Source organism: Streptomyces sp. B8-7 (genome assembly GCF_058833805.1).
On sequence record NZ_JBYRRL010000001.1, the window covers coordinates 1,741,246 to 1,768,231 of the forward strand.

The following is a 26,986-nucleotide window of genomic DNA, read 5'->3' on the forward strand; positions in this document are numbered from 1 at the left end:
TGGTGCCACGCTGACCTTGTCTAGAAGTTTCCTGGTCACCAAGGAGGTAAGACGACTTGTGAACGAGTCGACATTTTCTCCCGGGGGTGGTCAACCAGGAATGCCCGCGCGGGCCCAGGGTTCCGCGGGGATCGAGGCCGTCGGCTCCGTCGCTGTCCGCACCTTCGCAGCCCACCAGAGCCAGATCAGCCCCCACACGGCTCTGTCAGCACACCAGAGCATGGATGGCCATCACGTGAACGCCATGGCCGGCGACGGAAGTGGCGAGCCCCACAACCACTTCGCCGACTACGACGAACTGCCCGAGGGGCACTTCTACGACCCCGACGCCGAGTACGAGCCGGACCCGGAGTACGCCGCCACGCTCGCGCCCGACGCCGCGCGTCAGCGCCGCGAGCGCGTCGGCCCGACCGGGCGTCCGCTGCCGTACTTCCCGATCCCGGGGCCGCTGACCGACCACGGACCCGCGAAGATCATCGCGATGTGCAACCAGAAGGGCGGCGTCGGCAAGACCACGTCGACCATCAACCTGGGCGCCGCGCTCGCGGAGTACGGCCGGCGGGTGCTGCTCGTCGACTTCGACCCGCAGGGTGCGCTGTCGGTGGGACTCGGCGTCAACCCGATGGAGCTCGACCTCACCGTCTACAACCTGCTCATGGAGCGGGGCATGTCCGCCGACGAGGTCCTGCTCAAGACCGCGGTCCCGAACATGGACCTGCTGCCGAGCAACATCGACCTCTCGGCCGCCGAGGTGCAACTGGTCTCCGAGGTGGCCCGCGAGTCCACGCTGCAGCGCGCGCTGAAGCCGCTGATGGATGACTACGACTACATCGTGATCGACTGCCAGCCCTCGCTCGGCCTGCTCACGGTCAACGCGCTGACCGCGGCGCACAAGGTGATCGTCCCCCTGGAGTGCGAGTTCTTCGCCCTCCGCGGCGTCGCGCTGCTCACCGAGACCATCGAGAAGGTCCAGGAGCGGCTCAACCCGGAGCTGGAGCTCGACGGGATCCTCGCCACGATGTACGACTCGCGCACCGTGCACAGCCGTGAGGTGCTCGCGCGGGTCGTCGAGGCGTTCGACGACCACGTGTACCACACGGTCATCGGGCGCACGGTCCGCTTCCCGGAGACCACGGTCGCCGGTGAGCCGATCACCACCTACGCCTCCAACTCCGTCGGTGCCGCCGCCTACCGCCAGCTCGCCAGGGAGGTGCTCGCCCGGTGTCACGCCGAGTGAGTCTGCCGGGGGCCGACGAACTCTTCCGTACGACAGGGGGCATGGCGCTGCAGCCGTCCACCCCGCGGCGCCAGGCGGGTGGTGAGGCCCGGGTGCCCGGGCCGGCCGGAGAGGGCGACGCCGCGGCAGCCGCGGCCTCCTCCCCTTCCGTCTCCTCCACCGCCGAGGACGCGCCGCAGGCGGTGCCCGTGCAGTCCGGTGACGGGGACGGGGCGGAGCACGCCGCGGCCGACGCGGACGCCGGGGAGTCCCGCAGCCGTGGGCCCGCGCGGCGGCAGGCGGCCGGGCCGCAGGAAGGTTCTGCCGCAGCGAACGCCGCGAACCCCGCGAACCCCGCGAACGCCGCGAACACTGCCGCTCCGCGCAAGCGGGGGCGGTCCGCCGCGCGTCGGCCCAGTGGGCGGGAGCGGCACGACGAGAAGATCACCGTGTACGTGTCCGCCGAGGAGCTGATGGACCTCGAGCACGCGCGGCTGGTGCTGCGCGGGGAGCACGGGCTGGCGGTGGACCGCGGGCGGATCGTGCGGGAGGCGGTCGCCGTCGTGCTGGCGGATCTGGAGACCCGGGGCGACGCGAGCATTCTCGTCCGGCGGTTGCGGGGGCGCTGAGCGCTGAGCGCTCCGCCGATGGTGCCTGGATCCAGCGTGGGCCCGCCGGCCCGGCCTGGTGGCGTGTGGTCCTGGCGCGGCCGGTGGATCGTCTGCGGGGGTGTCGTGGCTGGTCGCGCGGTTCCCCGCGCCCCTGGGGGTGATGGTTGTGTCGGGTGGTCCTGCGTGGCTCCGGGCGGGGTGTCCCCTGCCGTGCCGGGGCGGTGGCGGGGGGTAGCCTGCGGGGGCTATGACCTCGCCGACCTCGTCCGACCTGCCCCGTGGTGCCGGAGCCCCGGCCGGCGGGCGTCGGCGTGCGCTGGGCCGGGGGCCGTCCGGCAAGGAGGGGCCGCCGCCTGAGACCGTCCCGCCGCCGTCCGTGACCGCCTCGTCGCCGTCCGACGCCGTCGTGCCGCCCTCCGACGCCGTCCCGTCGACGCCCGGCACCGTCCCGCCGCGCTCCGCCACCGTCGAGCAGTCGTCGGCCTCCGTCGAGCCGGAGACCGCGCCGGAGACCGAGCCGGAGACCGAGCCGGAGGCCGCGCCGGAGGCCGGGACGGAGGCCGGGACGGAGACCGCGCCGGAGGCAGATGCCGAGGCCTCGGCGGGCGAGGGTGTCTTCACCGTGCGGCTGGCCAACTTCGAGGGGCCGTTCGACCTGCTGCTGCAGCTGATCTCCCGGCACAAGCTGGACGTCACCGAAGTGGCCCTGTCGAAGGTCACCGACGAGTTCATGGCGCACATCCGGGCCATGGGATCCGACTGGGACCTCGACCGGACGACCGAGTTCCTCGTCGTCGCGGCCACACTGCTCGATCTGAAGGCCGCCCGCCTGCTGCCCGCCGCCGAGGTAGAGGACGAGGCCGACCTGGCGCTGCTGGAGGCGCGGGACCTGCTGTTCGCGCGGCTGCTCCAGTACCGGGCCTACAAGCAGATCGCGGAGATCTTCCACCGGCGGCTGGAGGACGAGGCCCTGCGCCACCCCCGTACGGTGGGGCTGGAGCCTCAGCTGGCCGACCTGCTGCCCGAGGTCGTCATCAGCATCGGCCCCGAGGGCTTCGCGCGGCTCGCCGTGAAGGCGATGCAGCCCAGGCCCCGGCCGCAGGTCTACGTCGAGCACATCCACGCCCCGCTGGTCAGCGTGCAGGAGCAGGCCGGCATCGTCGTGGCGCGGCTCCGGGAGCTGGGAGAGGCCAGCTTCCGGACCCTCGTGGACGACGCCGGGGGCACGCTGACGGTCGTGGCGAGGTTCCTGGCACTGCTGGAGCTGTACCGGGAGAAGGCCGTGGCGCTGGAGCAGGAGACGGCTCTCGGCGAGCTGCTGGTGCGGTGGACCGGCGGCGACGGGGACGGGGCACCGCGGGTGACCGACGAGTTCGACCGGCCGCCCGAGCGGCCCGAGGAGGAGAGGCAGCCGTGAGCGAATCCAGCACCGAGGCCCCTGCCGGGCAGCCCGGCGTGGCCGGGCTCGACCTCAGGCCCGCCCTGGAGGCCGTCCTCATGGTCGTGGACGAGCCCGCGACCGAGGAGCGCCTCGCGAAGATCCTCGAACGGCCGCGGCGGCAGATCGCGGACGCGCTGCGCTCGCTCGCCGAGGAGTACGCCGCGCAGGGCCGCGGTTTCGAGCTGCGCTTCGTGGCCGGCGGGTGGCGGTTCTTCACCCGCGCCGCGTACGCCCCGGCCGTGGAACGGCTCGTCCTGGACGGGCAGACCGCCCGGCTCACCCAGGCGGCGCTGGAGACCCTGGCCGTCGTCGCGTACCGCCAGCCGGTCAGCCGCAGCCGGGTCTCCGCCGTGCGCGGGGTCAACTGCGACGGCGTGATGCGCACCCTCCTGCAGCGGGGTCTGGTCGAGGAGGCGGGCACGGAACCCGAAACAGGTGCGATCCTGTACGTGACGACGCACTACTTCCTGGAGCGGATGGGCCTGCGCGGTCTGGACGAGCTCCCGGAGCTCGCGCCTTTCCTCCCCGAGGCGGAGGCGATCGAGGCCGAGACCCAGGAGGGGGTGCCGTCGTCCGACCCGGACGCTCCCGACGAGGGCCCGGGCGCAGACGACGGACACACGACGACGACGGACATTTGATGCGAAGCAGCGGCAGCGGCAGGAACGGCGGGCGCGGCAATCACCGCGGTGCCGGCAACAACAGGGACGAGCGCCAGGGGCAGGGCCGCCCCCGCAAGCCCCGCCCCGAGGAGCGCCGCTACGACGTCGGCCCCGGCGCCACCCAGGACGGCCCCAGGTCCGGCCGCGGCGGCTCCGCCCGTGGCGGCGCCAAGGGCGGCCCCAAGCAGGGCGCCCAGGGCACCGGGCGCGGCCGTACGGTGCCCGGTCGCTCGCGCGAGTACGAGGCGCGGGCCGAGGAGCGCAACCGCGAGCGGTACGCGGACCGCAAGGACGTGCGGACGCCGAAGACGTTCCCCGGCGCCGAGCAGGAGGGTGAGCGGCTGCAGAAGGTCCTCGCGCGCGCCGGCTACGGCTCCAGGCGGGCCTGCGAGGAGCTGATCGACGAGGCCCGGGTCGAGGTCAACGGGCAGATCGTGACCGAGCAGGGCCTGCGGGTCGACCCCGAGAAGGACGAGATCAAGGTCGACGGACTGACCGTCGCCACGCAGTCCTACCAGTTCTTCTCGCTGAACAAGCCCGCCGGGGTGGTCTCCACGATGGAGGACCCCGAGGGCCGCCAGTGCCTCGGCGACTACGTCACGAACCGCGAGACGCGGCTCTTCCACGTGGGCCGGCTCGACACCGAGACCGAGGGCGTCATCCTGCTCACCAACCACGGCGAGCTGGCCCACCGCCTGACCCACCCGAAGTACGGCGTGAAGAAGACCTACCTCGCCGCGATCGTCGGCCCCATCCCGCGCGACCTGGGCAAGCGCCTGAAGGACGGCATCCAGCTGGAGGACGGGTACGCGCGCGCCGACCACTTCCGGGTGGTGGAGCAGACCGGCAAGAACTACCTCGTCGAGGTCACCCTGCACGAGGGCCGCAAGCACATCGTGCGCCGCATGCTCGCCGAGGCCGGCTTCCCGGTGGACAAGCTCGTGCGCACCGCCTTCGGTCCGATCACCCTCGGCGACCAGAAGTCGGGCTGGCTGCGCCGTCTGTCGAACACCGAGGTCGGCATGCTGATGAAGGAAGTCGACCTCTAGGGCGTGTTTCGAAAGTCCCGCCTGCCTGGCGGCGTCTGGCACGCACGCTCGCCGCGTTGTCGGGCTCGCCCCGATACATCCAGTATCGGGGCGCCCCTCCGCCTTGCGATCGCACGCACCAGACGCCGCCAGACCTGCCCTTCGGGCAGACGACGCTACTTTCGAAACACGCCCTAGAACCCGAGCAGGACCTGGCCGGGGTCCGCGACGGCTCCCCCAGAGTCTCACAGGGGCCTCGGAAGGGGCCTCGGAAGGGGCCTCGGAAGGGGCCTCGCAGGGCTCTCGCGAGGGCCTTCGGGGGCCGCTTGTGTCCGCACCCCACCCCCTTTATAGTCGGGATGACTATAAAGGGGGTGGGGTCATGCACAGCCACGGTCAGGGGTCCGCCGACGACCGGCCGTCCGGATGCGACGAGCACGCCTACGACAAGCACGCCTACGAACCCTTCGCCGTCACGGTGGACCTCGCGGTGCTCACCATCCGCTCCGGCGCCCTGCACGTGCTGCTCGTGGAGCGTGGCCGGGCACCCTTCGCGGGCCGCCGGGCGCTGCCCGGCGGGTTCGTGCTGCCGCACGAGTCCGCGGAGACCGCGGCCCGGCGCGAGCTCGCCGAGGAGACCGGTCTCGCGGACGTCTCCGGACTGCGCCTGGAGCAGCTGCGCACCTACAGCGAACCCGGCCGCGACCCCCGGATGCGGGTCGTCTCGGTCGCCTTCACCGCCCTGTTGCCGGACGCTCCCGAGGCCCGCGGCGGCGGCGACGCGGCGCGGGCGCTGTGGCTGTCCTGCACGGCCGCCGGTCCCCTCGCCTTCGACCACGACCGCATCTTGGCCGACGCCCGCGACCGGATCGGCGCCCAACTGGAGCACACCCCGGCGGCGACCGCGTTCTGCCCGCCCGAGTTCACCCTCGGCGAGCTCCAGCAGGTCTACGAGACGGTCTGGGACACCGCCCTGGACCGGCCCAACTTCCGCCGCAAGGTGCTGGCCGCCCCCGGCTTCGTCGCACCGGTCCCGGGCGCGGCCCGGCTCACCGGCGGCCGCGGCAAACCGGCCGCCCTGTACCGCCCCGGCCCCGCCACCACGCTGCACCCGCCCCTGCTCCGACCGTCCCGGGAAGGACGCCCCGCATGACCGTGAGGAAGACCGCCGCCACCGGAACGCTGCTCGGCCTCGCCCTCGGAGACGCGCTCGGTTTCCCGACCGAGTTCAACGACGTGCCGTCGATCCTCGCCAAGTGCGGGCCGTGGCGGGAGATGGAACTGCCCACGCCCGCGTACGTCACCGACGACACCCAGATGACCCTGGCCCTCGCCCGCGGCCTGCGCACCGCCGTGGACGGGGGGCTGCTGACCCCCGAGCGGCTGGAGCGGCCCGTCCGCGCGGAGTTCGTGGACTGGTACCGGTCGCCGGACAACAACCGCGCCCCCGGCCGCACCTGCCTCGTCGCCTGCGACCTGCTCACGACGGAGGGCCGGGCGTGGCAGGACGCGAGCCGGATCCACTCCAAGGGCTGCGGCGCCGACATGAGGGTCGCACCGGTCGGGCTCGTCCCCGGGCTGAGCGACGAACAGCGCTCGGGCGCCGCCCAGCTGCAGGCCGCCCTCACCCACGGGCACCCCACCGCGCTCGCCGCGTCCGACCTCACCGCGCACGCCGTACGGCTGCTCGCGCAGGGCGCCGAGCCGACCGGCCTGGTCGGGCTGCTCCGCTCGTACGCCGTGGAGCACCGCACCCACTACCACCACACCTGGCTCGGAGACCTGTGGACCCGCGCCCAGGACCCCGACCCCGGGCACTTCATCGCGCGCGGCTGGGACGAGTGCCTCGCCGCCCTGGACCGGCTGCGGACGGCTCTGCGCGACCCGTCACCGGAGACCGACCCGTGCCTGGCCACCGGAGCGGGCTGGATCGCCGAGGAGGCGCTGACGACCGGGCTGCTGTGCTTCCTGCTCTTCGTCGACCAACCGCTCACCGCGCTGCGCCGGGCCGCCTGCACCTCCGGCGACTCCGACTCCATCGCCTGCCTGACCGGCGCCTTCGCGGGCGCCCACCTGGGTGCCGGGGCCTGGCCCGCCGGCTGGGCGGACCGCGTGGAGCACCGTGAGGAGCTCGCCGCGCTGGGCGCCCGGTGGGACGGGTGACCTCGCGAACGCGTCTCGTCACGCTCGAGACGCACGCCCTCCCCGCACGGGCTGACTACGCTGGTCAGGCGCAGCCGAAGAGACGGAAGACCGACCCAGACCAGCGAGGAGCAGCATCGTGGCGGTACGAGCGGTCCGTGGTGCCGTGCAACTGGAACAGGACGAGGCCGGTCACATGGAGGAGCAGGTGAGGGCACTGCTCACCGCCGTCCTGGACCGCAACAGCCTGACCGTCGAGGACCTGATCAGTGTCTGGTTCACGGCGACGCCCGACGTGCACAGCGGCTTCCCCGCCGCGGCCGCACGCAAGCTGGGCATCGTCGACGTGCCCCTGATCTGCGCCCAGGAACTGGACATCGAAGGGGCCCTGCCCCGCGTCGTACGGATCCTCGCCCACATCGAATCCGACCGGCCGCGCTCCGACATCGCGCACGTGTACCTCGGCGCGGCCGCCGCATTGCGTAAGGACATCCCCCAGTGAGGACCGCACTCGTCATAGGAACCGGGCTCATCGGCACCTCGGTCGCCCTGGCCCTCGCCCAGCGGGGTGTCACCGTGCATCTCGCCGACCACGACCCGGAGCAGGCCCGCACCGCCGCCGCACTGGGCGCCGGGACCGACGAGCGGCCCGACGGGCCGGTCGACCTCGCGGTCGTCGCCGCGCCGCCCGCCCACGTCGCCGGCGTGCTCGCCGACGCGATCCGGCGGGACCTGGCCCGCGGCTATCTCGACGTGGCCAGCGTCAAGGGCGGCCCGCGCCGGGAGCTGGAGGAGCGGGGCCTGGACCTGACCCGGTACCTCGGTACCCATCCCATGTCGGGCCGGGAGAAGTCGGGGCCGCTGGCCGCGACCGGAGACCTGTTCGAGGGCCGGCCCTGGGTGCTCACGCCCACCCGGGAGACCGACACCGAGGTCCTCAACCTCGCCCTGGAGATGGTGTCGCACTGCCGTGCCGTCCCGGTCCTCATGGACGCCGACGCCCACGACCGCGCGGTCGCCCTCGTGTCGCACATGCCGCACCTGGTGTCCAGCATGGTCGCCGCGCGCCTGCAGAACGCCGAGGAGGCGGCCGTACGCCTGTGCGGGCAGGGCATCCGCGACGTGACCCGGATCGCCGGCTCCGACCCCGGCATGTGGGTCGACATCCTCTCCGCCAACCCCGGGCCGGTCGCCGACCTCCTCGCCGACCTCTCCTCGGACCTCGGGGAGACCGTCCGTGCGCTGCGCGCCCTGGAGTCCTCCGACGACGCCAAGCGGCGCGAGGGCGCCGCCGGGGTGGAGGACGTGCTGCGGCGCGGCCGGGCCGGTCAGGTCCGCGTCCCCGGCAAGCACGGTGCCGCGCCGCGGGTCTACGAGACCGTGGTCGTGCTCATCGACGACCAGCCCGGACAGCTGGCGCGGATCTTCGCCGACGCCGGGCGCGCCGGGATCAACATCGAGGACGTGCGCATCGAGCACGCCACCGGGCAGCAGTCGGGCCTGGTGCAGCTCATGGTCGAACCCAAGTCCGCGCCGCCGCTGACCGAGGCCCTGCGGGAGCGGGGCTGGTCGATCCGGCAGTGAGACCCGCCGCCGGGGGAGGCGCACGGTGGCGGGGTGCCTCCCCCGGCAAAGCGGCGCCGGCGGCGCGCCGGCGTTCGGCCCCCAGGACGCTTCGGCGGTGTGCCCGAGCGGCGGTGCGCGCCCGAGCGGTGGTGCGCCCGAGACGCGCGTCCGGCGGGCCGTGTGCCCGGATCACGGCGACAGCCCGGCGGACCGGCTCCGGTGACCGGCCCGGTCCCGGGCCCCGGCCGTCCTCCGGTACCGGTCCCCCGGGTGGTGCCGGCCCCCTCGCTGGCGCCCGGACCCCCGGCGGCCGCGGCGGTCCGGGGGGCCTCGGAGGGCGGCCCCGGTCCGGTGACGCCCACCCCGGCCGGCCCGCTCCCGGGGCGGCGGAGCCTCCGGTCGTGAGGGGTGCTCCCCGGGGCCGGTAACCTTGTGCGAGGGCGTCTGGGAACCGGTCCGGCACCTGCCCGCCGGCCGCGAGGAGCCCGGCAGGCGGGGCCACGGGCCCCGGCGTCCCGCCCCCACCTGCCAGCAACAGCGCACCAGGAAGGTGTCCCTCCGTGGAAAACGGCGCCGCCCAGCCCGTGATCGTCGCCATCGACGGTCCCTCCGGCACGGGCAAGTCGAGCACGTCCAAGGCCGTGGCCGCCCAGCTCGGCCTGAGCTACCTGGACACCGGCGCCCAGTACCGGGCGATCACCTGGTGGATGGTGACCAACGGGATCGACATCGACGACCCGACCGCCGTCGCCGCGGTCGCGGGCAAGCCGGAGATCGTCTCCGGCACCGACCCGGCCGCCCCGGCGATCAGCGTGGACGGCACGGACGTCGCCGGGCCCATCCGCACCCAGGAGGTCACCTCCGCGGTCAGCGCGGTCAGCGCGGTGCCCGAGGTGCGGTCCAGGATCACCGAGCTCCAGCGGTCCATCGCGGCCGACGCGGAGCGCGGCATCGTGGTCGAGGGCCGGGACATCGGCACCACCGTGCTGCCCGACGCCGACCTGAAGATCTTCCTCACCGCCTCCCCGGAGGCCCGTGCGGCCCGCCGCAGCGGTGAGCTCAAGGGCGTCGACGTGCACACCACCCGCACGGCGCTGCTCCGGCGCGACGCCGCCGACTCCAGCCGCAAGACCTCGCCGCTGGCCAAGGCCGACGACGCGGTCGAGGTGGACACCACCGATCTCACGCTGGCACAGGTCATCGAGTGCGTCGTCACCCTCGTCGAGGAGAAGCGGGCGGCGAGGTGAGCGTTCCGTCCCTCAGAGGCGCAGACGCCGGACGGCGCCTGGGCTTCGGCCTGATGCACGGTCTGTGGAAGCCGCGCGTGCTGGGCGCCTGGAGGGTGCCCGCCACCGGGCCGGTGATCCTCGCCGTCAACCACAGCCACAACATCGACGGCCCGGTCGTCATGGGCGTGTCCCCGCGCCCCGTGCACTTCCTGATCAAGAAGGAGGCCTTCGTCGGCCCCCTGGGCACGTTCCTGACCGGCATCGGCCAGGTGGAGGTGGACCGCACGGCGGCCGACCGGACGGCCATCACACGGGCACTGGGCGTGCTGGACGCCGGCGGCGTCCTCGGGATCTTCCCGGAGGGCACCCGGGGCGAGGGCGACTTCGCCGCGCTGCGCGCGGGGCTCGCCTACTTCGCGGTGCGCTCCGGCGCCCCCGTCGTCCCGGTCGCGGTCCTGGGCACGACCGGGCGCGGCGGGCGGCTGGTGTCGGCGCTGCCGCCGCTGCGCAGCCGGATCGACGTCGTCTTCGGCGAGCCCTTCTCCGCCGACGACGGCAGCGGCCGCCGCACCCGCAGGGCGCTGGACGAGGCGACCGAGCGGATCCGCAAGCAGCTCACCGAGCACCTGGCGGGCGCCCGGCGGCTCACCGGGCGCTGAGCGACGGAAAACGCCGGGCGCCCCACCGGGCGCTGGGCGACACTGAGTAGTGGATCACCCTTGCCGGGAGGCCCACCGATCACCACGATGAACGAGGTACGGACTTCATGAACGACCACATCCAGCCCGATGGCTCGGCCGAGCACGAGTACGACCACGGGGCGCTCGGCGACGCCGAGTACGCGGAGTTCATGGAGCTCGCCGTGGAAGAGGGCTTCGACGTCGAGGACGTCGAGGGCGCCATCGACGAGGCCGGCCACGGCCCGCTGCCGGTGCTCGCCGTCGTCGGCCGCCCCAACGTCGGCAAGTCGACCCTGGTGAACCGGATCATCGGCCGCCGCGAGGCCGTCGTCGAGGACCGGCCGGGCGTCACCCGGGACCGGGTCACGTACGAGGCCGAGTGGGCGGGCCGCCGCTTCAAGGTCGTCGACACCGGCGGCTGGGAGCAGGATGTCGCCGGCATCGACGCCTCCGTGGCCGCGCAGGCCGAGTTCGCGATCGACGCGGCCGACGCCGTCGTGTTCGTGGTGGACGCCAAGGTCGGCGCCACCGACACCGACGCGGCGGTGGTACGGCTGCTGCGCAAGGCCGGCAAGCCCGTGGTGCTCTGCGCCAACAAGGTCGACGGCCCGAGCGGTGAGGCGGACGCCGCCTACCTGTGGTCGCTGGGCCTGGGCGAGCCGCACCCGGTGTCGGCGCTGCACGGCCGGGGGACCGGCGACATGCTGGACGCCGTCCTGGAGGCGCTGCCCGAGGCGCCGGAGCAGAGCTTCGGCGGCGCCGGGATCGGCGGCCCGCGCCGCATCGCGCTGATCGGGCGTCCGAACGTCGGCAAGTCCTCGCTGCTGAACAAGGTGGCGGGCGAGGAGCGCGTCGTCGTCAACGAACTCGCCGGCACCACCCGCGACCCGGTCGACGAGCTGATCGAACTGGGCGGCACGACCTGGAAGTTCGTCGACACCGCCGGTATCCGCAAGCGCGTCCACCTCCAGCAGGGCGCCGACTACTACGCCTCGCTGCGCACCGCGGCCGCGGTGGAGAAGGCGGAGGTCGCGGTCATCCTGATCGACGCCTCCGAGAACATCTCCGTACAGGACCAGCGCATCGTGACGATGGCGGTGGAGGCCGGGCGCGCCGTGGTGGTGGCCTTCAACAAGTGGGACACCCTCGACGAGGAGCGCCGCTACTACCTGGAGCGGGAGATCGAGACCGAACTCGGCCAGGTCGCCTGGGCACCCCGGGTGAACGTCTCGGCGCGCACCGGCCGCCACATGGAGAAGCTGGTGCCGGCGATCGAGACGGCCCTAGCGGGCTGGGAGACGCGGGTCCCGACCGGGAGGCTGAACGCCTTCCTGGGGGAACTGGTCGCGGCGCACCCGCACCCGGTCCGGGGCGGCAAGCAGCCGCGCATCCTCTTCGGCACCCAGGCCGGCACCAGGCCGCCGCGGTTCGTGCTGTTCGCCTCCGGTTTCATCGAGGCGGGCTACCGGCGCTTCATCGAACGCCGGCTGCGCGAGGAGTTCGGCTTCGAGGGCACCCCGATCCACCTCTCGGTGCGGGTCCGCGAGAAGCGCGGCGCGAAGAGGAAGTAGCCGGCCGCAGAGGACGGGACACGGGCACGTCCGGGCGTCGCGCGCCCGGCCCGGCGGGTCAGATGCCGCGGACGGCGGGCGGCAGTGCGGCCGGAACGTGGGTCATGGTGCCGTGCTGGCCGAACTGGCCGACGCGCTGCCACTGGGACTGCTGTCCGATCCCGTGCCGCGCGCTGTTCGCGCCCGCGCTGTAGGCGCTGTACGAGCTGCTGAACGACCCGGACGGACGGCTGCCGAAGGCACTGAAGCCGAGCTCCTCCTCGCCGCTGCGGTCACCCGGCAGCGAGCGGAACGTCTTCACGTACTCGGCGTAGAGCGCGTCGTAGATGGGGGTGGCCGAGGGGCCGCCGTCGGTCGCCGCTCGTGCGGACGGGATCGGCGGGGGAACCTGGCGGCGGGGGACCTCGTATGCGTGCACGCATGTCCAAACGACCGGGCACCGAAAGAGATGCGGTGCCCGGTCGCGTGCGCCGGCGTGCGCGCCGCGGGTCGGCCGGTGCGCGCCCCGGTCTGCGGACCACGCGAGGACCGGGCCACGAGTCCGGCCGGGCGGGGCGGAGGACCGGGCGAAGGGGGGGAGAGGGGGGAGGAGAGAGAGGGGAGAGAGGGGAGAGAGGGGGGAAAGGGGGGAAAGGGGGGAAAGGGCGGGGATCGGCGGCCGCCGCGGCTCGCGTGATCCGCGTGATCCGTGTGATTCGTGCGGACCGGCGGTCAGGTGCCGGCCAGCGGCAGGGCCGCACCGACCAGCTTGCCGCCCGCCGCGGCCTTGTCCAGCGCGTCGCGCAGCAGGTCCTCGCGCGGCTGGCGGCCGATCGACCCGGCCGGCGCGGCGAACATCAGCACCTGCTGGTGCTTGTTGGCGGCGGTCCGCCAGCCGTCGGTGACCTGCAGCGGCTGGTGCGCCTGCCACCAGGCCACCGGCTGGCCGCCGTTCGGGCCCGGCTGCAGCACCGCGTGCAGCTGCCCCATGGCCAGCAGCACCGACCAGCCGTGCTGCACGGGGGGTGCCGCGGACAGCTCGGTGACCGGCATGAAGCCCTGCTCGATGAGGAGCGGAAGGAAGTCGTCGCCGGCCGTGGTGGAGCCGGGCCGCACCACCGGCCCGGTCGGCTCGACGACGAGCGCGGGGTGCAGTTCTCCGGCGATCAGCATGAGCCCGCTGGTCACCCCGAGCACCGCCTGCTCCGGCACGGACTTCTGGGGCTCCAGGTCGGCCGCGTCGCCGTTGATCGAGCGCACGGCCCCGCGCAGCTGCTCCTCGGTGACCTGGACGACCTGCGAGGGCAGGCAGCCGGAGTGGGCGAAGGCCAGCACGGCCGTCTCCTCCCCGACGAACAGGACGGTGCTGGTGGGCTCCTGCGCGGAGTCGCCCGGGGTGCGGCAGGACGTGCAGTCGTAGCTGCCGGGGGCGTTGTCTCCGGCGAGCAGCCGGTCTGCTTCTTCGTCGCCGATCTCGGCGCGTACCTCGTCACTGAGGTCGAGCATGCGCGGCACGGGTGGCTCCCTGGGGATGCTGGGTCTGGCGAGGCCGGGCGGCCTCCTGGAGATGACAACGGGCCGGCCGCGGCGGTGGTCACGCTGCACGACGAACGGAATCGGACCGTCCGCCCGGCGCGGCCGCCTCCGTGCGGGAACCCGGTCACACCCGGTCACACTCCGTCAAGCAGGCGCACCCGCACCGCACTTGTCCCGGCGCGAGGGAACACAGGCGATCACAGCACAGGGCCGACACGGTCGGAACCGGAACGCGGCGGACGAGGTCGCCCGCCGGCCCGCGACGCCTCGGGCGGGCCCGAACCGGTCCGGCGCGAAACGCGGTCGGCGATCCGCCCACCGCGACGGGCCCCGCCCCGGTCCGCCCGCCGGAAGGGACCCGCCCGGATCCGGGCGAGGCCGGGAGCCGGTGCCCGTACCGGCGGCCGGCGCCGGCACCGGTGGGGTCCGCCGGAGGGCGACGCCTCACCGCTCCCACTCCGCCGCCTCCCCGCCGAACACCACCGCGCCCCGGCGCAGGACGTACACGACGCCGGGCCCGCCGCGCAGCGCCGCCGGCAGCCGCTGCTCGGCGACGACCACGCACGCGTCCAGCCCCGCCAGCAGCTCGTAGGTGCGGGCCGCGGCCGGCGGCGACATGCCCTGCGCGGGCTCGTCGGCCAGCACCACGCGCGCCCCGGAGCACAACGCGCCCGCCAGGGCCAGCATCCGCTGCTCCCCGCCCGACAGGGTGCCCGCCCGGCGGGCCAGCAGCGGGGCGAGCTGCGGATAGGCCGCAAGGGCCGGCTCGTACCCGGCGGCGGTGGTCAGCTCCAGGTTCTCGCGGACCGTCAGGGAGCCGAACACGGCCTGCCGCTCGGGCACCAGGCGCAGCCCGCGGCGCGCCCGGCGGTACGCGGTCAGCGCCGTGACGTCCTCGCCGTCCCAGACGACCGACCCGCCGGACAGCGGCACGGTCCCGGCGAGCGCCCGAAGCACCGTGGAGCGGCCGGAGCCGTTGCGGCCCAGGAGCACCGTCAGGCCGGGGGAGGGCGCGGCGAGGGTGACGTCGTGCAGGGCTTCGAGGGGGCCGTAGCGCACGCGCGCGTGCCGCAGCGACAGGGTCATCCGCCGGCCTCCGCCGCGTGCAGGACGCTGTCCGGCGGCCCACTGGCGACGACCCGGCCCGCCTCCAGCACATGCACCACGTCGGCGAGTCCGGAGACCAGGCCGAGGTCGTGCTCGACGACGAGCAGCGCCGTGCCGTCGGCGGCGAGCGCCGCGAGGATCCGGGCCAGCGCCTCGACCTCCGTGCCGTCCAGGCCCGCCGCGGGCTCGTCGAGCAGCAGGACGCGGGGAGCCGCGGCGACGGCGCGGGCGAGCTCCACCCGGCGCAGGGTGCCCGTGGGCAGGTCCGCGGCCGGCGAGCCGCGGACCCCGGCGAGTCCGAACAGGGCCAGGGCGTGCGCGGCCGCGTCCGGCCCGCCGCGGGCCTGCTCGGCGCCCACCCGGACGTTCTCGGCGACCGTGAGCGAGGGGAACACCGCCAGCTGCTGGAAGGTGCGGGCCACCCCGAGGCGTCTGCGGGTGTACGCGGGCAGCCGGGTGATGTTCCGTCCGTCGAGGAGCACCTGTCCGCGCACCGGGCGCAGCGTGCCGGCCAGGCAGTCGAACAGGGTGCTCTTCCCGGCGCCGTTGGGGCCGACGACCGCCGTGACCCGGCCGGCCGGCACGTCCAGTCCGACGCCGTCGAGCGCGGTGAACGCGCCGTAGCGGACGTGCAGGCCGCGGGCGGTCAGCACGGGCCGTGCCGCGGTGGTCCGCCGCCGCAGCGGTGCCGTGCCGCCCGGCGCCGCGGGCATCCGGCCGGGCGGGACGGTCCCGGCGGGCGACGGCGCCCGGCCGGCCGGGGCGGCCGCCGGGGCGCCGGACGGCGGGTGGGCCGCCGACGGGGTGCGGGCGGACGGCGGCACCCCGGCGAACGGCGGGCCGCCGCCGGCCGGCGCCGCGGGGGCCGGCGCGCGCTCGCGCAGGGCCGCCCGCACCCGCTCGCCCGCCGGCGTCAGCCGGGCCGCCGCCGGACGCCGGCCCGCCACCGCCGCCCGCAGCGCCGCGTACGGCCCGCCCGGGAAGCGGCCCACCAGCACCGCCAGCACGCCGATCAGTGCCGCGGCCACCCCGCCCCGGGTGCCCGCGTCCAGGCCGACCAGGAGGGCCGCGGCGGCGAGGGCGCCCAGGGCGCTGTCGGCGCCGAGGACGACGACCGCGGCGAACCACAGCAGGCTCCGGACGGGGTCGTACACGCCCGGGTCGAAGGCCCGCAGCCCCATGCCGAGCAGCCCCCCGCCGAGGGCGGCCAGCGCGGCGCCCGCCACGAACGCCAGCAGCTTCAGGGAGGGCACCCGGACCCCGGCCGCGGCCGCGCCGCCCTCGTGGTCGCGCACCGCCGCCAGCGCCCGGCCGGTACGGCCCCCGCGCAGCGCCCGCACCACCAGCAGCGCGCCCGCCAGCAGCAGCAGTTCCAGCACGTAGTAGGCGCGGTCCGCGGCGAAGCCCGCCGGGCGGCCGAGCGCCAGCCCGTGGGTGGCGTACGGCTGGTCGAGGACGAAGCGGCTCACCGCGACGCCCACCGCGAACGTCGCCAGCGCCAGCGACAGCCCGCGGCGGCCGATGGCCGGCCAGCCGGTCAGCACGCCCAGCGGGGCCACCAGCAGCACCGCCACCGCGAGCGCCGTCAGCTCCGGCAGGCGCGGCAGCCCGGGGAAGCGTCCCGCCGCGAGCTGCGCGGTGAACAGGGCGCCCAGACCCGCGTACGCCGCCTGCCCGAGCGAGATCTGACCGCCCCGGCCGGTCACCACCACCAGCGACAGCAGCACCACCGCCAGCGCCGGCACCTGCACCGCGGTGTGCAGGTCGGTGCCCGCGAAGCCCAGCGGCAGCAGGAACAGCGCCGCCGCCACCCACCCCGCGCCCGGCGGGAGGGGCATCCGCGCGGGCGCCGGGCGGGGCGGAGCCTCACGGGCGCCCACCCCCGGCAGCACCAGCGCGGCCGCCAGCAGCGCCAGAACGAACAGGTTGGCGCCCACCGCCCGCAGCAGCGGCTCGCCCCAGCCCGCCGGGTGCAGCCGGGTCAGCTGGCTCTGCGCCACCCCGATGCCGAGCGCCACCCCCACCGCCACCGGCAGGCTGCGCATCCGCGCGGCCACCGCGACGCCCAGCACCTCCAGCACCAGCAGCGGCAGGCCGTACGGGTCCAGCCGCACGTAGGGCGCCAGCAGGACTCCCGTCAGACCGGCCGTGAACGAGCCGAACGCCCAGCCGGCCGCCGCCACCCGGTCCGCGTCGACCCCCGCGAGCACGGCCAGCCCGCGGTCGTCCACCACGGCCCGCAGCTCCCGTCCGAACCGCGTCCCGCGCGGTGTGCCCGGCCACCCGGCGGAGCCGCGCAGGACCGCCCCGACGGCCGTCGCGAGCAGGACCACGAACGCGAGCCGCCCCCACGGCCCGGCCGGCAGCGGTTCCGGCACGTCGGCGCGCGCGCCCGGCCCCCACACCAGGGCGGCGCCGCCGACCAGCAGCACGAACACCCCGATGGAGGCCACCAGGGTCTGCGCCGGGCCGGCGCCGAGCACCGACAGCGGCCGGAAGACGAAGCGCTCCAGCAGCACCCCGATACCCGGCGCCACGACCAGCAGCGTCACCACCGTGCCCAGCCACAGCGGCCAGCCCCACACCACCACGCACTGCCGCAGCAGGTAGGCGCACACCATGGCGATCGCGCCGTGGGCGACGTTCAGTACGCCTGTCGCGCGGTAGGTGACGATCAGCCCGATGCCGGTGAGCGCGGCCGCGCCGCCGACGGACAGGCCGGCCAGTGTCAGGTCGTAGGTGAGCGTGGACATCAGGCGTCCGCCGTTGTGGGCCGGCAGATCGGGCAGGGCGCCAGCCCGCCGTGGGCCACCCTCCGCGCGTCCACCGGTACGGCGTCCGCCCGGTCCGCCACCAGCGGGCAGTCCGCCCGGTGGAACAGGGCGCCGCCCGGCACCGCGCGCAGCTCCCGGGCCACCGCGACCGGCCCCGGGACGTCCGCCGGGCTCACCGGGCCCGCGACGCCGGCCGGGCCCGCGACGTCCGCCGGGCCCGGGGCGCCCGCTGTGCCCCGCTGCTCCGCCCCGGCGGGGCCGGGCGCCGTGAGCAGCGTGTACAGCTCCTCCACCCGGGCGGCGGCGGCCGCGTCCCGGCCGCGGGCGAGCAGCACCGCACCCGCGACGATCAGGGCGGCACCGGGAATCGTGCAGGAGGCCAGATACGGCAGCTGGCGCTCGGCGAACCGCTCGCCCGAGACGCCGTACCAGCCCACGACGCACAGCACCGCGCCGATCACGAGGGCGGCGCAACCCGCCACCGGGACGGGATGCGTGAGCCACGTCCGGGTTGTCCTCGGCACCGACCTGAGGGTCGGCCTGAACGTCGGCATGGTCGGCTCCCACACGTCCGGTGTCGGCGGTATGTCCACATCGCCCGATGGCTTGCACTATGCCTTCCGGAAGCTGACCCTGAAAGAACCGGGCGCCCATGGCCCGGACCGACACCCGGTGGTGAGCCAGATGGTTCTCGGGAGCGACCTCATCAGGTGGGGGACGGCGCGGCGCGGACGACGGACGGCGACGGCCCTGGCGGCCGCTCTGCTGCTGTTCCTCGCCCCGGCCCTCACCGCGTGCGGTGACGACGGCGGTGGCGGCGCGAGCAGTTCGCCCGCCACGACCGCTACCGCCACGACCGGCGAGCCCTCGGCCGCGCAGCCGGTCGACCCGCAGGCGGCGGAGGCGGAGATCAGGGCGAACTGGCAGACGTTCTTCGCCCCGGAGACCGCCCTGGCGGACAAGCAGGCCGTCCTGGAGAACGGCGAGCAGATGGGCCCGGTGCTCCAGGCGTTCAGCGGTGACGAGCGCGGCGGCCAGGTCCAGGCGCAGGTCGAGGACGTCCGGTTCACCTCGCCGACCGAGGCCGAGGTGACGTACTCGCTCACCCTCCAGGGCCAGACCGTGCTGCCCGGTGCGTCCGGGACCGCGGTCGTGGAGGGCGGCACCTGGAAGGTGTCGGCCAACACCCTGTGCGCGCTGGTCGAGCTGAGCCGGACCGGCAGTGCGACCCAGTCGCCGATCCCGGGCTGCTGAGGCCGCCGCCGCGGCCCTGCTGACGCTGTTCGCGGCCGCCTGCGGCAGCCGTCTGCCGGAGAGCGACTTCACACACCGCGACCGCGGCACGTCCGCGCCGTCCGCCGCGCCGATCCGGGTCGGCATCCTCACCAGCGCCACCAGCCCCGTGGGCGGCGGAGCGTTCACCGGGCCGCGGGACGGGGCGAAGGCCTGGTTCGAGCAGCTCAACGCGCGCGGCGGCATCGCGGGGCGCCGCGTGGAGGTGCGCGAGTGCGACGACGGCGGCAGTGGCGCGGGCAACAACACGTGTGTGCACCGCCTCGTCGACGAGGACCGGGTCGTCGCCCTGGTCGCGACCACCGCCCTCGACTACGCGGGCGCCCCCCGGGTGTCCGGTGCGGGCGTGCCCGACATCGGCGGCCAGCCCATCGGCGCCGCCTACGACACCTGGCCCCACCTGTACGGCATCTACGGCAGCCTCGCGCCCCGCGACGGCACTCCCGGCTGGGACGGCACGCTGTACGGAGGCACCGAGGTCTACCGCTACTTCAAGCGGGAGCACGGCGCCCGCACCGCCGCCGTCGTCTCCTACAACCAGGCCGCGTCCGCCGCCTACGCCCGCCTGATCGAGCGGGGCCTGAAGGCCGAGGGGTACCGGGTCGTGACCGAGCAGGTCGACTTCGCGCTGCCCAACTTCCGCGCGGTCGCGGCCGACCTGAAGAACCAGGGCGCCGACGTCGTCTTCGACGCCATCGACAGCCATGGAAACGCCCGGCTGTGCGCGGCGATGGACGACGTCGGCGCCGACGTCACCGCCAAGGTCACCAACGTGCAGAACTGGACGTCCGCCGTCGCGGAGGAGTACCGGGACGCGCCGCGCTGCCGCAACGCCCTGTGGGCGACCGGCTCCAGCCGCAACTTCGAGGACACCTCCCAGCCGGCCGTGCGGGAGTTCCGCGACGCGACGAAGGGGTTCGGCACGCACACCCAGTGGCAGCTGGAGGGGTGGGCCGCGGCCCGGTGGTTCACCGAGGCGGCCACGTCCTGCGCGGCGACGGGCGTCACCCGCCGCTGCGTCGACGACTACATGAACCGCAGCGAGGGGTACACCGCCGACGGGCTGCTGCTGCCGGTGGTGTTCGAGCGGCTGGCCGAGCCGCCGCACACCCGCCGGACCTGCCTGTCCGTGGCCCGCTGGAGGGACGGCGCCGGCTGGGTCTCCCAGGGCGAGATGACCCGCACCTGCTTCGACGTGCCCCAGCTGCCCTACCGTCCCTGAGGGGCCTCGCACACCCCGCGTCTCAGGGGGCGCCGGGATGCCGCGCCGGGCCGTTTCGCGGGTGGGGCGGGCGCCTCGCGGGGCCCCGCACAGAATCGAAAAGCAACGGTACCGGCGGGCGTTCCGGAGGAACTCCCCACGGTCGAATTCCGGCCTCCCGGACCGCGCGCGGAAATTGCGCACCCCCGGATCGGTAAGGCCCCGGTAAGGCCCCGGGAAGGCCCCGGGAAGACTCTGGAGAGGCTCCTGGAAGGCGGCGGAAGGCCTGATGAAGGCACTGTGGAAGGGTTTCGGAACACCACCGGAAGGCGGAGAGGAGCGCCCACTCGTGTGAGGGAGTTCGAAGGAAACTCGTGTCGTGATGCTGTGACAGAAGTGTGACCGGAGCGGGACCGTCACGCGGTGTGTCCGCCCGCCGCCGGTGTGCGGGCCGCGTGGCCGGTGAGCTCCGTGCGGTCCGTGCGGGCCGGGTCCGCGGCCCGCCCCCCCAGGGGCCGCCCTCGCCCGGGCGCTCCGGCCGCCCTTCCGGCTCCGGGACTCAGCGCCTAGCGTGGCGGCATGGCACCGACACCGGAACCCGCCGCCGAACCCCAGGACGCACCGGAGGCGTACGTCGGCCTCGACGCCGCCGACGCGGAGCAGCTCGCGCGCCGGCGGGGCTGGACGACGGTGCGCTCGCTGCCGCCGGGGACGATCGTCACGATGGAGTACCGCCAGGGGCGCCTGAACTTCGAGGTCCGCGCGGGTCGCGTGACCCGCGCCTGGAAGGGCTGACCTGCCTGACCTGCCTGACCTGCCTGACCTGCCTGGTCCGGCCGGTCCCGGGCCGCGCAGCTCTGCCGGACGTCCTCGCGCCGCGGCGGTACGACGCCGCATGCCCCGGCTCCCGTCAGGGGGAGCCGGGGCATGCACGGCGCGGGCACGGTGCGTACGGGGCCGCCCCGCGGGTGAGGGGGGTCAGCCGCCGGTGAGCGGGCGGGACGCGGAGCTCGCGCCCCGCGGATGGCGGTCGGCGTGCGGCGGACGGCGGCTGCCGACCGGGGTGACCGGCGTGCGCTCGGCGCGGGTCGTGTGCGGTCCGGGTGCCAGGTACACGGGGGTGCGCCCGGTCCGGGCGGCCGCCGAGGGGACGGTCTCGCGCACCGGCGCCGCCTCGCCGCTCTCCGTGTCCGCGGGCACGGCGCCGGCCGGGACCGGAACGGGTGCGGGCACCGTGCCGCCACGCGCGGCGAGCCAGCGGTCGCGCAGGTCCAGCAGGAACGCCTCGGTGCGGGAGATCAGCGGCTCGAACCAGGGCAGCGCGAGCAGCACCAGCAGGCCCGCGGCCCAGCCCAGCAGCACGTCGCTCAGCCAGTGCGTGCCCAGGTAGACGGTGGTGAGGCCGACGCTCAGGGAGAGCACGGCGGACAGCGCCGACAGCCAGCGCCGGGTCCAGGGCGTGGAGGCCAGGTAGGCGAGGATGCCCCAGGTGACGACCGCGTTGGCGGTGTGCCCGGAGGGAAATATGTCGCTTCCGGCCTGGAACCAGTGCCACATCTCGTTCGAGCCGACCTCGGTCGCGTAGTGCGGTCCCGAGCGGCCGAGGCCGTACTTCACGGCGCCGACGGTGACGTTCAGCAGCAGGACGGCCGCGCCGAAGGCCAGCAGGGGGCGCAGTGTGCGCTGCCGCCAGGAGCGCCAGCCGAGCCAGGCCGCCACCATCACGGCCGTCGGGCCGCGCTGGCCCAGGACCACCCAGTAGTCCAGGAAGGCGTGGATCTCCGGCCACTGCTGGTAGGGCCGGAAGAGCATGGCCTGCCAGTCGATCCGGACCAGCCAGCTGCCGGCCGCCACGGCGAGCACGATCGCGAGGTAGAAGGCCGAGGTCGCGCCGAAGAGCACCACACGGTGCCGCGTCATCCGCGGCACGTCGAGGACGGGCCGATCGGGTTCGCGGTCCAGTCTGGCGAAGATCCGGTCGAGCCGCGTCGGCTTCGGTTGTTCGGTACGCACGCAATCGACGTTACAGCGAGTGAGCTAGCCGACTCGCGGAAGCACGGGCTTCGTAATGACGATGTGATGTGGGATTCCTCTCAGGAGGGGGGCAATTTCCAGGCATTCCGAAATGACGTGGACTGCGGTCCTTCAATTCCTTTGATCATTCCACCCCGGGGTTTTTCCGCTCGTTCACATGGGTTCACCGTGACATCGGCTGGAATTCACCGGATGTGCGCGGTGCGTCACGGCGGACCGGAGCCGTTCAACCAGAGGGCGCCGTACCCGGCCGAGAGCACGGCGAGCGCCGTCAGCAGCAGGGCGGACCTGCGCGGACGGGTCCGGGCCAGCGCCAGGGCGAGCGGCAGCAGCAGGGGGAACGCCGGCATCAGCAGCCGGGGTTTGGAGCCGAAGTAGCTCGACGCGCACAGCGCCAGCGCGGTGACCGTGCCCGTGTAGACCAGCAGCGGCAGCGGCTGCCGCTGCCGTACACCCGCCACGTACAGCCCGATCACCAGCGCGACCCCGGCGATCAGCGCGGTGCCCGCCAGCGTGCCCGGGACGGAGGTGAACCTGCCGGCGACGAAGCGGGCGAAGGCGTACCCGCCGTCGAAGCCGTTGCGCCAGCCCGCCTGGACGTCCAGATAGCCGAAGAGGCCCTTGCCGGTGCGCCGGCCGACCCACAGCACGTACCCGGCGGCGCCGAGGGGCGCGAGCAGCATGCCCAGGGCGCGTCGCGCGGCCGGTGCGCCTCGGCCGGCCTCCTCGGACGGCGCGGAGGGGGCGTACGGCCTGCGCGGCGCGCCGGGGGCGGCGCCCGCGCCCCCGGCCCGTGACCGGAGCCCCGCGGCCGGCCTCGTGGAAGTCCCCGCGAAAGAGGGAACCCGGCGGGCGGCCGAGGGTGACCGCCGCACCCCGGCGGCGATCCCCGCCGCCCACACCGCCGCGACCACCGCCAGGCCCACCGGCCGGGTCAGTCCCGCCAGTGCGGCCAGCGTGCCCGCGGTGACCCAGCGCCCGGTGAGCACCGCGTACAGCGACCACGCGGCCAGCGCGGTGAACAGGGACTCGCTGTACGCCATCGACTGCACGATCCCGACCGGCAGCGCCGCCCACAGCAGCACCGCGTACACCCCCACCCGGCGCCCGCGCGCCGTACAGGTGGTCGGCGACCGCGAAGATCCCCCACGCCGCGGCGAGCGAGGCGGTCAGCGACACCACGAGACCCGCGTCGGCGTACGACAGCGGGCCCACCGCGTGCAGGGCCCGCTCCAGCCACGGCAGCAGCGGGAAGAACGCCAGGTTGGAATGCACGTCGCCGCCGGGCAGCCGCACCTCGTAGCCGTAGCCCAGTTCGGCCACCCGCGTGTACCAGAGGGAGTCCCAGCGGGCGGTCAGCAGCGTGTGCGCGCTCCCGCCGCGCGCGGCGCTCCAGACGGCCAGGACCAGCAGGCCCAGCGCGCGGACGGCCGCGTACCCCAGAAGGGCCGGGGCCGCCCGCCGCAGGGCCCCCGGGGCCGGTGCCACGCGCGTGTCGAGATCGGTCACGGGCTCGATTATCCGGTGCGTCCGGGCCGCCACAGCCCCTCTGACGTGGCACAAGGCGCGGATCGTGGCGCACGCCACACCGGTTCCGGGACACGGGTGAGAGTTCCGCCACGCGACCGAGGCGCGAACTCGCGTACGCTGACGGATCTCGCGTGTCCGCAGCGCGGGCCGGAGCCCCCGCTCCTCTCCGGCCGTCGTCACGGGGAGTCCCCACCCCGTGAGCCCGCCGCACGCGAGGGACATCTGGGAGGTACGTACATGTCCGGGACGACCACGGCTGCCCCGCGTGCGCACCGCCGGGCGGCCGGGGCCGGTGCCAACCGCTGGGTCGTCCTCGTGGTCCTCTGCACCAGCCTGCTCCTCGTCGCCGTCGACGCGACCGTGCTGCACGTGGCCGTGCCCGCCGTCACCGAGGACCTGCGGCCCGGCGCCGTCGAACTGCTCTGGATCGTCGACACCTATCCGCTGGTCTGCGCGTCACTGCTGATCCTGTTCGGCACGCTCGGCGACCGTGTCGGCCGCCGGCGCGTCCTGCTCCTCGGCTACACGCTGTTCGGCGTCGCCTCCGCGCTCGCCGCCTTCGCGCCCGATCCGCAGACGCTGATCCTCGCGCGGGCGCTGCTCGGCGTGGGCGGGGCGATGATCATGCCGGCGACGCTGTCGATCCTGCGACAGGTGTTCCCGGACCGGCGGGAGAGGGCGCTCGCCATCGGCGTCTGGAGCGCGGTGGCCGCGGTGGGAGCGGCCGTCGGCCCGTTGCTCGGCGGCTTCCTCCTGGAGCACTTCTGGTGGGGGTCGGTGTTCCTGGTGAACATCCCCCTGATGCTGGTCAGCCTGCCGGTGGGGCGGATGCTGCTCCCCGAGTCGAAGGGGGACGGCCGCGGCCCCTGGGACGTCGCGGGTGCCCTGATGGCCGCCGTCGGGCTGTTCGGTGTGGTGTTCGGCGTGAAGCGCCTGGGCGGCGGGGAATGGGTGGGCGGCGTGTTCACCGCGGTGCCGCTGCTGACGGGCGCCGTGCTGCTGGTGCTGTTCGTGCGGCGCCAGCGGCGGCGCGCTCATCCGCTGGTGGACCTGCGGATGTTCAGCCGGCCCGCGTTCAGTACGTCGGTGGGGTGCATCGTCCTGGCCATGCTCGCCCTGGTGGGGCTGGAACTGATCGCGGCCCAGTACCTCCAGCTGGTGCTCGGGCTGTCGCCGCTGGAGACGGGGCTGCGGCTGCTGCCGCTGACCGTGGCGGCGATGGCCGCCGGGCTGTTCGGGGCGCGGATGCTGCGCGGGCTCGGGCCGCGGCGGATGGTGAGCACGGGGTTCTGCCTCACCGCGGCCGCCGTGCTGCTGCTGACCGGGATGGGCAGCGCCGACAACACGGCGCTGCTGCTGGCCGGGTTCCTGCTGCTCGGCTTCGGGCTGGAGACGACGCTGTTCGGGGCGTACGAGTCGATGCTGAGCGAGGCGCCGGCCGAGCAGGCCGGCGGGGCGGCCGCGATCGGCGAGACCTCGTACCAGCTCGGCGCGGGCATCGGCATCGCCCTGCTGGGATCGGTCATGAACGCCGCCTACACCCCGGGTGTGGCCGCCGTGCCCGGGGTGCCGGGGACCGCCTCGGCCGCCGCCGGACACTCCCTGGGGGAGGCCTACGCGGTGGCGGGGCGGCTGGGCGGCGACGCCGGAGCCCGTCTCCGGCACGCGGCCCGCGACTCCTTCGTGCACGGGCTGCATGTGACGCTGCTGGTCAGCGCGGGCCTGCTGGTGCTGGGCGCGGTGATGGCGCTGCGGCTGCCGCGGGTGATGAGCTGTGAGGCGGGTCAGGCCGGTGTGCCGGGCGAGGCCGCCGGGTCCGCCGGCCGTCCGGCCGGACACGCACCCGGTCGCGCCGCCGACCGCGCTGCCACGGCCGTCGCCACGGCGGGCGGTACGGGCCGTGCGGGCGAGGCGCCCGGGGCCGCGGACACGGGTGAGGCCGGTGAGGTGGGGCTGCCCGCGCCGCGCGGCGTCACCGGATCCCGCGTCTCCGCCTGACCGGTTCCTGACCGGTACCTGACCGGTACCTGACCGGTTCCTGACCGGTACCGGCCGTGCCCGGCCGCCGCCGGCCGCCGCCGGAGCGCCGCCCGGCCGGTCAGGCTGGACGTCGTCGGCGGGGCGCCGTAGCGTCTGGGAGCAGTCCACTAGCAGTGCTAGTTTTCCGTGCCGGAAGGTGAGCCGTGTCCGCGAAGTTGCCTGCCTTTGACCCCGCCGATCCGCTGGGGATCGATGATCTGCTGGACGCCGAGGACCTGGCCGTACGGGACACCGTGCGCCGGTGGGCCGCCGACCGGGTGCTGCCGCGGGTGGCCGAGTGGTACGAGAACGGGGAGCTGCCCGAGATCAGGGAGCTGGCCCGCGAACTGGGCGGCATCGGAGCGCTCGGCATGCCGCTCCAGGGCTACGGCTGTGCCGGCGCCACGGCCGTGCAGTACGGGCTCGCCTGCCTGGAGCTGGAGGCCGCCGACTCCGGTGTCCGCTCGCTGGTCTCCGTCCAGGGCTCGCTCGCGATGTACGCCCTGCACCGGTTCGGCAGCGAGGAGCAGAAGGAGACCTGGCTGCCCCGGATGGCCGCCGGCGAGGTCATCGGATGCTTCGGCCTCACCGAGCCCGACGCCGGCTCCGACCCCGCCTCGATGCGCACGTACGCCAAGCGGGACGGCTCCGACTGGGTGCTCAACGGGCGCAAGATGTGGATCACCAACGGCTCCGTGGCCGGGGTGGCGGTGGTGTGGGCGCAGACGGAGGACGGCATCCGCGGCTTTGCCGTGCCGGCGGACAGCCCCGGGTTCTCCGCGCCCGAGATCCGCCACAAGTGGTCGCTGCGCGCCTCCGTCACGAGCGAACTGGTACTGGACGACGTACGCCTGCCGGCCGGCGCCGTACTGCCGGGGGTCACCGGGCTGCGCGGGCCGCTCAGCTGTCTGTCGCACGCCCGCTACGGCATCGTCTGGGGGGCGATGGGCGCGGCGCGGTCCTGTTTCGAGACGGCCGTCGAGTACGCCAGGACGCGTGAGCAGTTCGGGCGCCCGATCGGCGGCTTCCAGCTCACCCAGGCCAAGCTCGCCGACATGGCGGTCGAACTGCACAAGGGGATTCTGCTCGCCCACCATCTGGGGCGGCGCATGGACGCCGGCCGGCTGCGGCCGGAGCAGGTCAGCTTCGGCAAGCTCAACAACGTACGGGAGGCGATCGAGATCTGCCGTACGGCCCGGACGATCCTGGGGGCCAACGGGATCTCACTGGAGTACCCCGTGATGCGGCACGCGACCAACCTGGAGTCGGTTCTCACCTACGAGGGCACCGTCGAGATGCACCAGCTCGTGCTGGGCAAGGCGCTCACCGGCCTCGACGCCTTCCGGTGAACCCCCGAGCGGGGCAGG

Annotated in this window: 23 protein-coding genes and 1 pseudogene; 17 read left to right on the top strand and 7 right to left on the bottom strand. The window is 74.7% G+C overall.

Annotated features, from left to right (window positions below; genetic code table 11):
- The first annotated feature begins 100 nt into the window (after positions 1 to 100).
- The 12 genes from AC5K6T_RS07280 (at position 101) to der (ending at position 12,146) form a co-directional block, all read left to right on the top strand.
- Positions 101 to 1,237: a ParA family protein gene (locus AC5K6T_RS07280; protein WP_493206638.1), complete on the top strand. Its 1,137-nt coding sequence runs from the start codon at positions 101 to 103 to the stop codon at positions 1,235 to 1,237.
- Positions 1,222 to 1,845: a hypothetical protein gene (locus tag AC5K6T_RS07285; RefSeq protein ID WP_493206640.1), complete on the top strand. Its 624-nt coding sequence runs from the start codon at positions 1,222 to 1,224 to the stop codon at positions 1,843 to 1,845. Before AC5K6T_RS07280 ends, AC5K6T_RS07285 begins: the two co-directional genes overlap by 16 nt.
- A gap of 229 nt (positions 1,846 to 2,074) precedes the next feature.
- Positions 2,075 to 3,244 carry a segregation and condensation protein A gene (locus tag AC5K6T_RS07290; protein ID WP_493206642.1) on the top strand — a complete coding sequence of 390 codons (1,170 nt, stop codon included), beginning with the start codon at positions 2,075 to 2,077 and terminating at the stop codon, positions 3,242 to 3,244.
- Complete coding sequence (gene scpB / locus AC5K6T_RS07295; protein WP_493206644.1) at positions 3,241 to 3,909, top strand: SMC-Scp complex subunit ScpB; 669 nt, start codon at positions 3,241 to 3,243, stop codon at positions 3,907 to 3,909. Before AC5K6T_RS07290 ends, scpB begins: the two co-directional genes overlap by 4 nt.
- Positions 3,909 to 4,979: a pseudouridine synthase gene (locus AC5K6T_RS07300; protein WP_493206646.1), complete on the top strand. Its 1,071-nt coding sequence runs from the start codon at positions 3,909 to 3,911 to the stop codon at positions 4,977 to 4,979. The genes scpB and AC5K6T_RS07300 overlap by 1 nt, the downstream gene beginning before the upstream one ends.
- A 361-nt stretch (positions 4,980 to 5,340) precedes the next feature.
- Positions 5,341 to 6,111, top strand: a complete 771-nt coding sequence (locus AC5K6T_RS07305; RefSeq protein ID WP_493206648.1) for an NUDIX hydrolase — start codon at positions 5,341 to 5,343, stop codon at positions 6,109 to 6,111.
- A complete protein-coding gene (locus AC5K6T_RS07310; RefSeq protein ID WP_493206650.1) occupies positions 6,108 to 7,121 on the top strand; it encodes an ADP-ribosylglycohydrolase family protein in 1,014 nt (337 codons plus the stop codon). Before AC5K6T_RS07305 ends, AC5K6T_RS07310 begins: the two co-directional genes overlap by 4 nt.
- A gap of 118 nt (positions 7,122 to 7,239) precedes the next feature.
- Positions 7,240 to 7,602: a chorismate mutase gene (gene aroH / locus AC5K6T_RS07315; protein WP_493206652.1), complete on the top strand. Its 363-nt coding sequence runs from the start codon at positions 7,240 to 7,242 to the stop codon at positions 7,600 to 7,602.
- A complete protein-coding gene (locus AC5K6T_RS07320) occupies positions 7,599 to 8,684 on the top strand; it encodes a prephenate dehydrogenase (protein WP_493206654.1) in 1,086 nt (361 codons plus the stop codon). Before aroH ends, AC5K6T_RS07320 begins: the two co-directional genes overlap by 4 nt.
- Before the next feature lie 542 nt (positions 8,685 to 9,226).
- Entirely contained in the window at positions 9,227 to 9,913 is a 687-nt protein-coding gene (gene cmk, locus AC5K6T_RS07325) for a (d)CMP kinase (protein ID WP_493206656.1), read from the top strand.
- Positions 9,871 to 10,554, top strand: coding sequence for a lysophospholipid acyltransferase family protein (locus AC5K6T_RS07330; RefSeq protein ID WP_493206658.1), 684 nt, complete (start codon positions 9,871 to 9,873; stop codon positions 10,552 to 10,554). Before cmk ends, AC5K6T_RS07330 begins: the two co-directional genes overlap by 43 nt.
- Before the next feature lie 107 nt (positions 10,555 to 10,661).
- Positions 10,662 to 12,146: a ribosome biogenesis GTPase Der gene (gene der / locus AC5K6T_RS07335; protein WP_493206660.1), complete on the top strand. Its 1,485-nt coding sequence runs from the start codon at positions 10,662 to 10,664 to the stop codon at positions 12,144 to 12,146.
- 58 nt (positions 12,147 to 12,204) lie between these two features.
- On the opposite strand, the gene AC5K6T_RS07340 is transcribed toward der, so the two are convergent.
- The 5 genes from AC5K6T_RS07340 to AC5K6T_RS07360 form a co-directional block, all read right to left on the bottom strand.
- A complete protein-coding gene (locus tag AC5K6T_RS07340) occupies positions 12,205 to 12,564 on the bottom strand; it encodes a hypothetical protein (RefSeq protein ID WP_493206662.1) in 360 nt (119 codons plus the stop codon).
- 293 nt (positions 12,565 to 12,857) lie between these two features.
- Positions 12,858 to 13,640, bottom strand: a complete 783-nt coding sequence (locus tag AC5K6T_RS07345; protein WP_493206664.1) for a DUF8842 C-terminal domain-containing protein — start codon at positions 13,638 to 13,640, stop codon at positions 12,858 to 12,860.
- Between the two features lie 465 nt (positions 13,641 to 14,105).
- Positions 14,106 to 14,747: an ATP-binding cassette domain-containing protein gene (locus AC5K6T_RS07350; RefSeq protein WP_493206666.1), complete on the bottom strand. Its 642-nt coding sequence runs from the start codon at positions 14,745 to 14,747 to the stop codon at positions 14,106 to 14,108.
- Positions 14,744 to 17,521, bottom strand: coding sequence for an ABC transporter permease subunit (locus tag AC5K6T_RS07355; RefSeq protein WP_493206668.1), 2,778 nt, complete (start codon positions 17,519 to 17,521; stop codon positions 14,744 to 14,746). Before AC5K6T_RS07355 ends, AC5K6T_RS07350 begins: the two co-directional genes overlap by 4 nt.
- Positions 17,521 to 18,096, bottom strand: a complete 576-nt coding sequence (locus AC5K6T_RS07360) for a hypothetical protein (protein ID WP_493206670.1) — start codon at positions 18,094 to 18,096, stop codon at positions 17,521 to 17,523. Before AC5K6T_RS07360 ends, AC5K6T_RS07355 begins: the two co-directional genes overlap by 1 nt.
- A gap of 130 nt (positions 18,097 to 18,226) precedes the next feature.
- On the opposite strand from AC5K6T_RS07360, the gene AC5K6T_RS07365 reads away from it, so the two are divergent.
- The 3 genes from AC5K6T_RS07365 to AC5K6T_RS07375 all read left to right on the top strand — a co-directional run bounded on the left by AC5K6T_RS07365 (position 18,227) and on the right by AC5K6T_RS07375 (position 20,831).
- Positions 18,227 to 18,796, top strand: coding sequence for an MTB12 C-terminal domain-containing protein (locus tag AC5K6T_RS07365; protein WP_493206672.1), 570 nt, complete (start codon positions 18,227 to 18,229; stop codon positions 18,794 to 18,796).
- Positions 18,765 to 20,057: an ABC transporter substrate-binding protein gene (locus AC5K6T_RS07370; RefSeq protein ID WP_493206674.1), complete on the top strand. Its 1,293-nt coding sequence runs from the start codon at positions 18,765 to 18,767 to the stop codon at positions 20,055 to 20,057. The genes AC5K6T_RS07365 and AC5K6T_RS07370 overlap by 32 nt, the downstream gene beginning before the upstream one ends.
- Before the next feature lie 558 nt (positions 20,058 to 20,615).
- Positions 20,616 to 20,831 (top strand): I78 family peptidase inhibitor, encoded by a 216-nt coding sequence (locus AC5K6T_RS07375; protein ID WP_493206676.1) that lies wholly within the window; start codon positions 20,616 to 20,618, stop codon positions 20,829 to 20,831.
- Between the two features lie 183 nt (positions 20,832 to 21,014).
- Here AC5K6T_RS07375 and AC5K6T_RS07380 read toward each other — a convergent pair whose 3' ends face one another.
- Together AC5K6T_RS07380 and AC5K6T_RS07385 are read right to left on the bottom strand one after the other, a co-directional pair.
- Positions 21,015 to 22,049: a phosphatase PAP2 family protein gene (locus AC5K6T_RS07380; RefSeq protein WP_493206678.1), complete on the bottom strand. Its 1,035-nt coding sequence runs from the start codon at positions 22,047 to 22,049 to the stop codon at positions 21,015 to 21,017.
- Between the two features lie 227 nt (positions 22,050 to 22,276).
- Positions 22,277 to 23,579: pseudogene (locus AC5K6T_RS07385) on the bottom strand (hypothetical protein).
- 258 nt (positions 23,580 to 23,837) lie between these two features.
- Between AC5K6T_RS07385 and AC5K6T_RS07390 the strand changes: the two are divergent.
- Complete coding sequence (locus AC5K6T_RS07390; protein WP_493206680.1) at positions 23,838 to 25,598, top strand: MFS transporter; 1,761 nt, start codon at positions 23,838 to 23,840, stop codon at positions 25,596 to 25,598.
- A gap of 197 nt (positions 25,599 to 25,795) precedes the next feature.
- Positions 25,796 to 26,968 (top strand): acyl-CoA dehydrogenase family protein, encoded by a 1,173-nt coding sequence (locus AC5K6T_RS07395; RefSeq protein ID WP_493207400.1) that lies wholly within the window; start codon positions 25,796 to 25,798, stop codon positions 26,966 to 26,968.
- The last annotated feature ends 18 nt before the right edge of the window (positions 26,969 to 26,986 follow it).

Excerpts from the sequence above, each read along its gene's own strand:
- AC5K6T_RS07280 (WP_493206638.1), top strand. The coding sequence starts at position 101 with ATGCCCGCGCGGGCCCAGGGTTCCGCGGGGATCGAGGCCGTCGGCTCC.
- AC5K6T_RS07290 (WP_493206642.1), top strand. The coding sequence starts at position 2,075 with ATGACCTCGCCGACCTCGTCCGACCTGCCCCGTGGTGCCGGAGCCCCG.
- AC5K6T_RS07300 (WP_493206646.1), top strand. The coding sequence starts at position 3,909 with ATGCGAAGCAGCGGCAGCGGCAGGAACGGCGGGCGCGGCAATCACCGC.
- AC5K6T_RS07305 (WP_493206648.1), top strand. The coding sequence starts at position 5,341 with ATGCACAGCCACGGTCAGGGGTCCGCCGACGACCGGCCGTCCGGATGC.
- AC5K6T_RS07310 (WP_493206650.1), top strand. The coding sequence starts at position 6,108 with ATGACCGTGAGGAAGACCGCCGCCACCGGAACGCTGCTCGGCCTCGCC.
- der (WP_493206660.1), top strand. The coding sequence starts at position 10,662 with ATGAACGACCACATCCAGCCCGATGGCTCGGCCGAGCACGAGTACGAC.
- AC5K6T_RS07350 (WP_493206666.1), bottom strand. The coding sequence starts at position 14,747 with ATGACCCTGTCGCTGCGGCACGCGCGCGTGCGCTACGGCCCCCTCGAA.
- AC5K6T_RS07355 (WP_493206668.1), bottom strand. The coding sequence starts at position 17,521 with ATGTCCACGCTCACCTACGACCTGACACTGGCCGGCCTGTCCGTCGGC.
- AC5K6T_RS07360 (WP_493206670.1), bottom strand. The coding sequence starts at position 18,096 with ATGCCGACGTTCAGGCCGACCCTCAGGTCGGTGCCGAGGACAACCCGG.
- AC5K6T_RS07365 (WP_493206672.1), top strand. The coding sequence starts at position 18,227 with ATGGTTCTCGGGAGCGACCTCATCAGGTGGGGGACGGCGCGGCGCGGA.
- AC5K6T_RS07375 (WP_493206676.1), top strand. The coding sequence starts at position 20,616 with ATGGCACCGACACCGGAACCCGCCGCCGAACCCCAGGACGCACCGGAG.
- AC5K6T_RS07390 (WP_493206680.1), top strand. The coding sequence starts at position 23,838 with ATGTCCGGGACGACCACGGCTGCCCCGCGTGCGCACCGCCGGGCGGCC.